This window comes from Streptomyces sp. NPDC097129 (assembly GCF_055668065.1).
The window spans coordinates 121,003-132,287 of sequence record NZ_JBVOQE010000014.1 but is presented as its reverse complement, the minus strand read 5'-3'; the positions used below and the strand labels follow the sequence as shown (position 1 = coordinate 132,287).

8 protein-coding genes are annotated in these 11,285 nt (G+C 72.3%); 5 read left to right on the top strand and 3 right to left on the bottom strand.

Going from position 1 to position 11,285, the window contains the following annotated elements:
* Positions 1-44 precede the first annotated feature (44 nt).
* The 4 genes from AC0B9F_RS32840 (at position 45) to cmdF (ending at position 5,545) form a co-directional block, all read left to right on the top strand.
* On the top strand, positions 45-1,346 hold the full coding sequence (locus tag AC0B9F_RS32840) for a cytochrome P450 (protein WP_472008703.1): 1,302 nt from the start codon (positions 45-47) through the stop codon (positions 1,344-1,346).
* On the top strand, positions 1,343-2,371 hold the full coding sequence (locus AC0B9F_RS32835; RefSeq protein WP_472008701.1) for an FkbO/Hyg5 family chorismatase: 1,029 nt from the start codon (positions 1,343-1,345) through the stop codon (positions 2,369-2,371). Before AC0B9F_RS32840 ends, AC0B9F_RS32835 begins: the two co-directional genes overlap by 4 nt.
* Entirely contained in the window at positions 2,368-3,846 is a 1,479-nt protein-coding gene (locus AC0B9F_RS32830; RefSeq protein ID WP_472008700.1) for a class I adenylate-forming enzyme family protein, read from the top strand. Before AC0B9F_RS32835 ends, AC0B9F_RS32830 begins: the two co-directional genes overlap by 4 nt.
* Before the next feature lie 88 nt (positions 3,847-3,934).
* The gene (gene cmdF, locus AC0B9F_RS32825) at positions 3,935-5,545 is read left to right on the top strand and encodes a tyrosine 2,3-aminomutase (protein ID WP_472008698.1); all 1,611 of its coding nucleotides are present in this window, start codon (positions 3,935-3,937) and stop codon (positions 5,543-5,545) included.
* 75 nt (positions 5,546-5,620) lie between these two features.
* Here cmdF and AC0B9F_RS32820 read toward each other — a convergent pair whose 3' ends face one another.
* On the bottom strand, positions 5,621-7,198 hold the full coding sequence (locus tag AC0B9F_RS32820) for an MFS transporter (RefSeq protein ID WP_472008696.1): 1,578 nt from the start codon (positions 7,196-7,198) through the stop codon (positions 5,621-5,623).
* A 281-nt stretch (positions 7,199-7,479) separates the two neighbouring features.
* Between AC0B9F_RS32820 and AC0B9F_RS32815 the strand changes: the two genes are divergently transcribed.
* On the top strand, positions 7,480-7,920 hold the full coding sequence (locus AC0B9F_RS32815) for an enediyne antibiotic chromoprotein (RefSeq protein WP_472008694.1): 441 nt from the start codon (positions 7,480-7,482) through the stop codon (positions 7,918-7,920).
* Between the two features lie 160 nt (positions 7,921-8,080).
* On the opposite strand, the gene AC0B9F_RS32810 is transcribed toward AC0B9F_RS32815, so the two are convergent.
* Positions 8,081-9,466, bottom strand: coding sequence for an FAD-binding oxidoreductase (locus AC0B9F_RS32810; protein WP_472008693.1), 1,386 nt, complete (start codon positions 9,464-9,466; stop codon positions 8,081-8,083).
* 53 nt (positions 9,467-9,519) lie between these two features.
* Positions 9,520-11,058 (bottom strand): methyltransferase domain-containing protein, encoded by a 1,539-nt coding sequence (locus AC0B9F_RS32805; protein WP_472008692.1) that lies wholly within the window; start codon positions 11,056-11,058, stop codon positions 9,520-9,522.
* Positions 11,059-11,285: the final 227 nt, after the last annotated feature.

The following is an 11,285-nucleotide window of genomic DNA, read 5'->3' as shown; positions in this document are numbered from 1 at the left end:
GCCGCACATCCTGCCGACGCAAGCGGACGCAGAAAGGCTGTGCGATGAGAAGCGGTCGTTCGGCGATGCACCTGTCCTTCGAGAACGACGCGGGCCGTGATGGGGAGGCCCGCTCCCTCGTGATGCGGTTCCTGAGCGGTGACGTCCACGTCGACCCGTATCCGGTGCTGAACCGCATTCGGGAGGCGGGAGCGGTGTGGCTCGGCGACGACGTGGTCGTTCTGTCCTCTTACGCGCACTGCGCCGCCGCCCTGCGGGCGGGGGACCGCACGCCGGCCCGTCTCGGTTCCTGCCCGGTCCCGGTGTCCCGGCTGGACCGTGTGCTGGACGGGGTCCTCGGCGAGAGTGCGGTGGCGTCCCTCGTGCCCCTCGTACGCTCACTCGTCGACGACCGCTTGGACTCGGTGGCGGCCCGCGGCCGCCTCGAGGTGGTCAGCGACCTGGCGCACCCGGTGCCCCTGGCGGTCCTTTCCCATGTGCTCGGCCTCGGTTCCGTTGACGCCCAGTGGTTGCACCGGCGGCTCACCGCCCTCGGTGCCGCCTTCGAGCTGCCGCCATCCAGCGGCACGCGGAACCCCGGGCGTCTGGCCGAGCAGCGCTGGGCCGAGGCCGAGCTGGAGACGTACCTCGCCGAGCTGGTGCGCGGCCGGCGGGGCCGGGCGGACGGGGACGATCTGCTGTCCCGGCTGGCCGGGGCCGGCGCGCACGGAGAGCGCTTCACCGATGCCGAGGCCGCGTCGGTCTGCCGGCTCGCTCTCGTCTCCGGGTACGAGACCAGTGCTTCCCTCGTCTCCTTCGGCGTGCTGGGGTTGCTGCGGGCCCCGCACGAGATCGGCGCGCTGCGCCGCGACCCCGCACACGCGCACCGCCTGGTGGAGGAGACCCTGCGTACCGACCCGCCGGTACAGGTCGTCCAGCGCCGGGCCGGCACCGACCTCGACCTGTGCGGGACGCGTGTCCCGCGCGGCACCGTGATGCTTCTGCTGCTCGCGGCGGCCCCTCGCGACCCGGCGCTCTTCGCGTCCCCCGGCATCCCCGGTTCGGCGGGCGACTCGCCGCACCTGGCGTTCGGCGCGCACCCGCGCCGCTGCCCCGGGGCGTCACTGGCCCGGTTGATCGCGCGGACCGTGCTGGTGCGCTTCGCGCAGCGCGTCACCGGGGCCCGGTTCGCCCGCGGGAGCACGTCCTACCGGCACTCCGTCGCGCTGCGCGGCCTGCGGGCGCTGTGGGTGGATGCGGACGGTTTCGCCGCCCGGGACGTGCCCTGGCAGCCGGCCGACGGCCCGGCGCCGGACCTTCGACCACCCGCCCATGCCGCGCGAGACGCGGCGGGAAGGACATCGTGACTGTCACACACCCGGGGACGACCCGGACGGCCGCACTGGACTGCCTCTTCCTCAGGCCCGGCGAGGACGAACGGGCCCGCACCGCCGGCCGGCACGTGCTCGGCAGAGTGACCTACGGCCATGGCGGCAGGCAGCCGCAACTGCATCAGGGCGCACCCCTCGCCCGGGTCGCCATGGCCACCGCGGGCGGCGAACGGATCACAGAGGTGTGGACCACCGACCGGCCGGTGCGCCGCGGCCGGGAGGATGACCTGGTGTACGCCGAGGACGGCGAGCACTTCCTGTGCGCGGTACGCATCGAGGAGCAGGGTGTGTACCGCGACACGGTGCGCGCGGTGTATGAGGCGGCGTTCACGCTCATGTGGCGGCTGGGCTATACGGAGCTGCTGCGGATGTGGAACCTCGTGGGAGACATCACCGGCCAAAACGGCGAGGGCATGGAGAACTACCGGGACTTCTGCGTGGGCCGTGCCCAGGCGTTCGAGTCCTGGTCCGGGCGGATCGCGGGCATGCCGGCGGCCACGGGTATCGGCTCCCTGCGCCCTGGCATCGACATGTACTTCCTGGCCTGCCGCGACGGCCGGGCCCGGCACCTGGAGAACCCGCGTCAGACCCCGGCGCACCGGTATCCGGACCGGTACGGGCCGAAGTCGCCCAGCTTCGCCCGCGCCACGGTCGTGGAACCTGCCGACGGCTCCCGGCCGGTGCTCTACGTGTCGGGTACGGCCAGCATCATCGGCGACGACACCGTGCATCGCGGTGACATCGAACGGCAGTGCGCCGTCACCCTCGCCAACATCGAGACTCTGGTGTCACCCGAGAACCTTGACCGGCACGGCCTGGCGGGCGGCTTCCGCCTGACGGACCTCGACTGCGTGAAGGTCTACGTCCGCGACGCCGAGGACCTGCCCGCCGTCCGCGCTCATTGCGCACAGGCCCTGGGGGCCGGCCGGGACGTCGCCTTCTTCAACGTCGACGTATGCCGCCCCGACCTGCTGGTGGAGATCGAAGGGATTTGCCGATGACCAACTTCGTGCAGCGGCTGGCGGACACCGCCCTGTCCCGGGGCTGGCTGGAGCGGCCCGCGTTCCACGTCGACGACTGCCTGTATCGCTTCGAGGACGTGTACGCGGGCGCGGCCCGGGCGGCGGCCGCATACGCCTCCCGCGGGCTGGGGCGCGGCGACCGTATCCTGATCGCCCTGCCGGACGGCATCGAGTTCGTCTGGGCGTTCCTCGGCGCGCTGCGCATCGGGGCCGTGGCGGTGCCGGTCAACTCGATGTTCCACCCCGAGGAGATGCGGCGCGCGGCACTCGTCGCCGAGCCTGCGGCCGTCGTGGCGCAGGCCGACTTCGCGGACCGGTTCACGGCGCCGGTGCTCACCCCTGACGCCTTGCACAGTCAGACCGTGGCGCCGCCGTACGCCTCGGTCCGCGACGACACCCCGGCGTTCGCGGCGTTCACCTCCGGAACGACCGGCGGTCCCAAGCTGTGCTTCCACACCCATGGCGACCCGGAGGTCCTGGCGCGGGCAGCCGGCGGTGCCGTCGGAGTGAACGCCTCGGACGTGAGCTATTCGGTGCCGCGCATGAACTTCGCCTACGGGCTCGGCAACTCGCTGTTCTTTCCCCTGCTGACCGGCGGCGCCGCCGTGCTCACGCCCCGGCGGCTCGCCCCGGGTGACGCGCTGGGCGTCCTGGAGAAGCACGGCGTGAGCGTGTTCTACACCCAGCCCACCTTCTTCGCGCACATGCTGGGCCACCCCGACGCCCGGCGGGTGCTCGGCGGTCTGCGGGTGGCGGTGGTGGCCGGAGAGGTCCTGCCCGAGTCCCTGGAGCGGGAGCTGCGCGATGTGCTCGGGGCGCGGCTGATGAACGTGTACGGCACGACCGAGATCGGGCACGCCGTCCTGGCCAACGGACCCGGCGGGGTGCGTGAGTTCACCCTGGGCCGAGTCCTTCCTCCGTACCGGCTGCGGATCGTCGACGAGGCCGGCCGGCCGGTCCCGGCGGGCGTCGAGGGCCGGGTGGAGGTGTCGGGGCCGACCATCGGGCTCCCGGTCCCGCGCGGTGGCGACGCCCCCGTCCGGCTCGGAACGGACACCTGGTTCACCACCAATGACGCCGCCACGATGGACGCCGACGGGTTCGTCCGGGTCCACGGACGGCTTGACGACGTGGAGATCGTCGCCGGCATCAACGTCCACCCCGCCGAGATCGAGGACCGGCTCATGGCGCACCCGGCGGTCGAGGAGGCCGCGGTCTGCGCGGTGCGGCGCGACACCGGCGTCTCGGTGCTGCGTGCCTACGCCGTCCTGCGTGAAACGGTGGACGACGCGGCGGCCACGGCACTGCGCGCGGAACTCCTCGACGCCTGCCGTTCCTCACTGACCTGGTACAAGGTGCCCGAGGACATCGTCTTCGCGGCCCGGTTGCCGCGCAATCCGACCGGCAAGCTGCTGCGTCGGACCATCCGCGAGCTCGCCGCCGACAACGCCTGAGCTGATCCCGGACACGACTGCGCGCCCCTGTTCCTCCCTTGTCTCCCTCGCCCCATTTCCTCGCCCCGCCTCTGCCTGGAGTGAAACGTTGACCTCAGTCGAGACTTTTGCCGCCGTCTCCTTCGACGGCCAGACCCTGACCATCGACGCCGTCCGGCGCATCGCCGAGGAAGGGGCGACGGCGGTCGTCGACCCCGACGCGGTCGCCAGGACGCTGCGCAGCCGGGCGATGCTGGAGGAGCTGGCCGGCCAGAACGTCCCCATCTACGGCGTCACCACCGGGTACGGCGAGATGATCTACATGCAGGTCGACAAGTCGAAGGAGGTCGAGCTCCAGACCAACCTGGTGCGCAGTCACAGCTCCGGCGTGGGGCCGCTGTTCGCGGAGGACGAGGCCCGGGCCATCGTGGCGGCGCGCCTCAACACCCTGGCCAAGGGGTACTCCGCGGTGCGCCCGGAAATCCTCCAGCGCCTCGCCCTCTATCTGAACCGGGGTATCGTCCCGGCGATTCCGGAGATCGGCTCGCTGGGCGCCAGCGGTGACCTCGTGCCCCTGTCACACCTGGCGAGCACCCTGATCGGCGAGGGGTACGTGCTCCGCGACGGCCGGCGGGTGCAGACGGCGACCGTGCTGCGGGAGGAGGGCATCGAGCCGCTGCGACTGCGGTTCAAGGAAGGCCTCGCGCTGATCAACGGGACATCCGCGATGACCGGGCTCGGCTCGCTGGTCGTGCAGCGCGCCATGGCCCAGACGCGGCAGGCGGAACTGGTGTCGGCCCTGCTCAACGACGTCTTGCGCGGCTCGGCCAGCCCGTTCCTGGCCGAGGGACATGACGTGGCCCGTCCGCACCGGGGGCAGATCGACTCGGCCGCGAACCTGCGGGCCCTGCTGGCCGGCAGCCGGCTGATCGCCGAACACGCGGAACTGCGCCGGCAGGTGCAGGACGTCAAGGAGGACGGCCGGGACGTTCAGCGCACCGACACCTACCTCCAGAAGGCGTACACGCTGCGGGCCGTCCCGCAGATCCTCGGCGCCGTGCGCGACACCCTGTACCACGCGCAGGACAAGCTGGAGATCGAACTCAACTCGGCGAACGACAATCCGCTGTTCTTCGAAGGCCAGGAGATCTTCCACGGCGCGAACTTCCACGGGCAGCCGATCGCCTTCGTCCTGGACTTCGTCACGATCGCCCTCACCCAGCTCGGTGTGCTCGCCGAGCGGCAGCTCAACCGACTGCTGAACCGTCACCTCAGCTATGGCCTGCCCGAGTTCCTGGTGGCCGCCGATCCGGGGCTGAACTGCGGGTTCGCCGGCGCCCAGTACCCGGCGACGGCACTGGTCGCCGAGAACCGGACGATCGGTCCGGCATCCACCCAGTCGGTGCCGTCCAACGGCGACAACCAGGACGTGGTGAGCATGGGCCTGATCGCGGGCCGCAACGCCCGCCGGGTGCTGGGCAACAACAACCGGATCCTCGCCGTGGAGTTCCTCGCCGCCGCGCAGGCGGTCGACGTCTCACGCCGCTACGACGATCTGAGCCCGGCTTCCCAGGCGACGTACGACGCGGTGCGCTCGCTCGTGCCTGCGCTGGGCGTGGACCGGTACATGGCCGACGACATCGAACTCGTCGCGGCCGCGCTCTCGCGCGGCGAGTTCCTCGCCGCGCTCGGCAAGTACACCGGGATCGAGCTGCGCTGAGGCGCCTGGGACGAAAGCGCCGCCGGACGACCTCGCGGGTCGTCCGGCGGCGCTTTCGTGATGGCCGCAGCGGGCTCAGGCGGCGAGGATCTTCTCCTCCGTCGGTTCGGCCTCGGCAGGTGCGGTCTGTTCCTGGCCGATCGGCGGGATGTGGCGCATCAGCACCACGAAGAACACTCCGGCGACGGCGATCAGGCCGGCCGCGACGGCGGCGACGGTGTGGATGCCGCCGGTGAAGGCGGTGCGGACGGGCTCCATCAGCGCGTCGCCCAGCTGCGCGGGCAGGCTCTGCGAGGCGGCCGCGGCGCCGGAGACGCTGTCGCGAGCGGCGTCGGCCGCACCGGCGGGGACGCCGGCCGGGACAGCGGAGTGAATCTGGTCGCGGTAGATGGCCAGGCCCAGGGTGCCCAGCGTCGCGACGCCGAGGGCGGCACCGAACTCGTTGCTGATCTGGGAGAGAGCGCCGGCCGATCCGGCCTTCTCCGGCGGGACGGCTCCGACGACCATGTTGGTGCCGAGAGCGACCAGCGGGGCACCGCAGAAGGAGAACACCGCGAATCCGATGACGAGGGTGGCCGTACCGGAGTCGGCGCTCAGCTGGGAGAAGAACAGCAGGACGGTGACCACGCCGACCAGGCCGGCGCCGATGACGTAGGCGGGGCGCACCTTGCGGGCGATGATCGGGCAGACCATGAAGGAGACGGTCGCCGCCGCCATGCCCGGCAGCAGGCCGAGACCGGACTCGATCGGGCTCATGCGCTGGGCGGCCTGGAAGTACTGGGTCATCAGGAGCATGACCGTGCCGCCGATGAGGCTGTAGGCGAGCAGGCCGAGCAGCGAGGCGTTGAAGCGGCCGTGCCGGAAGAGGGTCACGTCGAGCAACGGAGAGGTCAGCGTGCGCTGGCGACGGACGAAGAGCGTGCCGAGGGCGACGCCGATGACGATGGCGGCGACGGGCAGCGGGCTCCAGCCGTTGCGGGCCAGGTCCTTGATGCCGTAGATCACCGGAATGGTGGTGCCCAGGTTGAGGGCGACGCTCGGCAGGTCGATGCTGCCCGCCTCCGGGTTGGCGGATTCGGGCAGCACCTTCGGTCCGGTGACCAGCAGCAGGACCATCACCGGTACGCCCATGAGGAAGAGCGAGCCCCACCAGAAGTGCTCCAGCATGACGCCGCCCAGCATGGGTCCGATGATGGCGCCGAGGGTGAAGCAGCTGGCCCACATGCCGATGGCGGCGGCCCGCTGCTTCTCGTCCTTGAACATGGTGGAGATCAGAGCCAGCGTGGACGGGCTGATCGCAGCGCCGGCGACGCCCAGCAGGACCCGGGCCGCGATCAGCATGCCGGGGCTGGTGGCGAACGCGGCGAGCAGGGAGGCGGCGCCGAAGGCCGCGCCGCCCATGAGCAGGAGCTTGCGCCGGCCGATGCGGTCGCCGAGGGTGCCCATGGGCACCAGGAAGCCGGCGACCATGAAGCCGTAGATGTCCATGATCCACAGCTGCTGGTTGCTGTTCGCGTCGAGGTCCGCACTCAGATGCGGCAGGGCGAGGAGCAGTACGAAAACGTCGAGGGCGACGAGCAGGGTGGGCAGGGCGAGGATTCCCAGCCCGATCCACTCCTTCCGCCCGGCCTTGGGAGCACCGCCTGCAGTCATGTGCTTGTTCTTCCCGTCGTCGTGTGGGGTGGGGGTGTTGGCGTCGCTGCCTCTGGGACATGCGGCGCCCGCCCCCGAGCCTCCCCCTGCCGGCGGGCCGGCCGCATCTCGCAGAATGCCCTCCTGTTCCGGGAACGGGATGGGTTTCATGAAGCAACCTGGAAGATGCCCGGGTTGATCACCGACGCCTAACGTCATTGGCGGACAGGGGATGCGGCCCCGAGAAAAGCCCCGATCCCCGTCCTTCTGGTCCCCTCACATATGACATGGAGTCAAAGATCATGACCGTCAACAACAAGCTCGGTCTCGTTGCCCGCATCGGCGCCACCGCCGCCATCGCCGCCGGCCTGGCCATCGCCGTCCAGCCCTCCGCCATGGCCGCCTCGCCGGTCGTCTCGGTCTCGCCGGCTTCGGGCCTCACCGACGGCCAGCAGGTCACCCTCGCGGTGTCGGGGCTGACCCCGAACACCGTCTTCCACGTCGGTCAGTGCGCGTTCGTGGAGCCGACCAAGTACGGCTGTGACGCGACCACGTCGAAGGACGTCGTCTCGGACGCCCAGGGCAAGGTGAACACCACGCTGGTGGTGCACAGCTCCTTCCAGGCCGTGGTGGGGGCCGACCGCCAGGTCTGGGGCACGGTGGACGCCAAGACCACCCCCACCCAGGTCGGCCTGGGCAGCGACACCGGGGAGGGTGGCGGCCAGGTGATCAGCTTCAAGTAGTCCACGGCCCCCACTCCCCCGCCGCACAGTGAAGCCCTCGGTACGCCGGTCCCCCGCCGGCGTGCCGAGGGCTCTGGCGTTTCTTCGCGGTCCCGGCCGGCACAACACGACGGTGCGGGGGCCCTTTTCGGCCCCCGCACCGTCGCCCCTCGGTGAGGTGTCAGGCTCGCGCGCTCGCTCCGGGCGCGATGTCGCCGGCGAAGCGCCCGTGCGGGTCGATCCGGAAGCGGACCCGGTCCACGGCGGTCACCGCGTCGGCGTCGAGATGGCCCTGCGGCCGCTGCACGCCCTCGACCAGAGAGGGGATCGTGCGACCCGTGTTCCAGGGCTCCAGCGCGGCCCGGACGGTGGCGCAGTGGCTGTCCAGGTCCGCCGGGGTGACGGGCCCGAACGGCGGGCCCGACCCCATGTAGGCGAAGGCCGCGTCCACCTGGTTCAGCACGCCGCCGCGGGGGTCGGCGTCGGCGAACGCGCCGCCGAGCTGCCGCAGCGTCGCTACCGCCAGCGGGGAGCCGGAGCCCTCACCGAGCACACGCAGGAACGCCTCGGCCGCGTCGTCGCCGAGCTCCGCCAGGAGCAGGTGGTCGCCGATGAAGGGGACCGGCTCCGCGGGGTCCATGTGGGCGTCGAGGACACCGGCCGCGTCCGTGAGCGCCCAGGTGTCCATGAGCGGTTCGGCGATGTCGCGCAGCGGTGCGAGCAGATCGTCGGCCTGGCGTCGCGCGTCGGCCACGTCGTCCGGGGAGGCGGCGAACACCGCGCCGTCGACGCAGATCACCGGGCCGGCCGCCAGCGCGGGCGGGACACCGGGGACGGGTGGCAGGTTCATCACGCGCAGCGAGGTGGTGGCCCGGCGGGGGGCGTGCGCGGCCCAGTCGCGCCAGGCGGAGAGCAGTGCGGGGGCGTGGGCCGCAGACCAGTAGGTGCCTCCGGTGACCACCTTGGCCACGTCGAACAGCTCGAACTCGACGGCGGTGACGACGCCGAAGCCGCCGCCCCCGCCGCGCAGGGCCCACAGCAGCTCGGGATCGTTGTCGGCGTCCGCGCGCACCGATGTGCCGTCGGCGGTGACGAGTTCGACCGCGCGCACGCTGTTGGCGGCCAGTCCGGTGTGGCGGCCGTAGAAGCTGACGCCTCCGCCGAGCAGATAGCCGACCACGCCCACGTGGGCCGCCGAGCCGTGCGGGGCGGTCAGGCCGTGAGGTGCCGCCGCCGCGACGACCTCGCCCCACGTCGTGCCGGCCGGTACCCGGGCGATCCGGCGTCGCGCATCGATGACGACACCGCCCTCCAGCCGGGTGCGGATGAGCAGGCCGCCGTCGACGGCCGGCCGGGCGCCCGAGGCGTGACCGGTGGTGTGCACACGGACGGGCAGGTCCCGGTTGGCGGCCTCACGCACGGCAGAGCGGACCTCGGCCACGCTGCGTGCGGTCACGGCTGTCTCGGGCCGCGCCGGTACGGCGAGGTTGAAGACGGCCGTGGCCTCGTCGTACTGCGCTGTGCCGGGTGCCGCGAGGGCCGTCCGCAGGACGTCGTGCTGGTTCATGACAGCGTTCTTCCTTCTTCTGTGCGTCGGTGCTGCGACGGGCTCGCCGTGCCTCAGTGCTCGCGTACCGCCGTGATGAACACGAAGGTTCCCGGCCCGCTCTCTTCGCTGACCGTCAGGCCGGCGTCGGCCAGCCATCCCTTGAGCCGGTCGAGGTCGAACAGCTGGAGGCCGCCCTGGTGCTGGGGGAAGCGGTGCGCGGACTGGAAGTAGCTGTAGACCGGGTCGTCGGAGCGGCGGAAGGTCATCATGGTGAACGTGCCGCCCGGCCGCAGCACCCGGCTCACCTCGGCGATCGCCGCGCCGGCGTCGGCGTAGAAGGCCTGCAGGGCGTTCCAGCACACGACGGCGCCCAGCGAGGCGTCGTCGAAGGGGAGTTCGGCGGCGGACGCCAGCACGGACGGCACCTCGGGCAGCCGCCCGCGCAGCACGTTGAGCATGGGCAGCGCGCTGTCGAGGGCGATGAGCCGGTCGGCACCGACGGTCTCGGCTATGACGGCGGTCCACCGTCCGGCGCCGGCGCCCAGGTCGAGGACGGGCCCGTCGACGGGACGCACGTGGTCGGCGATGTACCGGTCCTCGTCCTGCGGGGTGACGGCGCCGCCCCAGTTGGAGCCGGAGACCCGCAGGAAGGCGGGGCGGGCGACGGCCTCGTAGAACAGGCCCATGCTGGGCACCCTGGACAGCTTCTCCAGGAAGTCGGCGGAGGCGTCGGCGTCGTGCTCCCCGGCGGGTGCGGTCAGGTCGAGGATGCCACCGGCCACGGGGTAGCGGGCCGCGCAGCCGGCGCAGCGGGCGACGCCGTCGTGGGAGGCCAGGGACCCCCGGCAGGCGGGGCAGCGCAGGGCGTTGAGGTGCGGGGCGAACAGGGCCGCGTCGGCGACGGGGGCGCTGACGTCGCGGTGGTCGGGCAGGGGGGCCTCGGGCAGGTTGCGCGGGTCGCCGTGGCACACCGCCCAGTACGCGCGGGCGCCGGTGCAGCCCAGGACCGTACGGGTGTCGTTCTCCCAGTTCGCCTGCACCTGCTGGGGCGTCAGTTCACTGATCCAGCTCTGGTCGAAGGCGCGCTCGTCCGCGTTGAGGGTCCACGCCGAGGGCGACGGCCACACCCGTCCGAGGTCCGGCCGGGAGGGGTCGAGCGTGCTCAGCGACCGGTCCAGGCGGGAGAGGTCCTCCGCCTCCAGGGCGAGCCCCGCGGTCGCGGCGAGGATGCGCTCGCGGTCACCGGGGAAGTGCGACAGCAGGTAGAGCAGGGCGAGGGTGAGCGGTGTGCCGATCCCCTCGGTGCCCAGCAGGTCGAGATAGACGTCGAGGTGGTCGCGCACGGCAGTGCCGAGCGGGCCGTCGGGGTCGGGGTATTCGGTCTCGGCCAGCAGGCCGAGCAGCACGGCCGGATACCCCTTGCGGTCGGTGCCGGACCGCTCAAGGGCCGACACGAGCGCGGGCACGGCGGCGAGGGCGTCCGGGTGCGCCCGGCCGTTGCTCCACACGGCGTCCGCCAGGGCGCGGAACCGTGCGGGCACGTCCTTTGGCCGGGCGTCCACGAACGCGTCGGCGAGTCCGACGGCGGCAGGGGCGGGGGAAACGGTCATCTGGTGTGGTCCTTCCGGGGTCGGTGCGGCAGGCGCCGGCGCCGCGCGCGGTGCGCCACGCTGCCAGGGAGCACGGCGGCGCTGCATCTTCCTGGCTGCGCTGTTGCCTGCCGGGCCGTTGTGCACGGGCAGTCGGGCGGGTCCAGCAATCCGCAAGATGCGGGCGGCCTGCGGGGCGGCGGACGATACGGCTGGGCGCTCCGGGTGGTCCGGGAGCCGATCCCCGC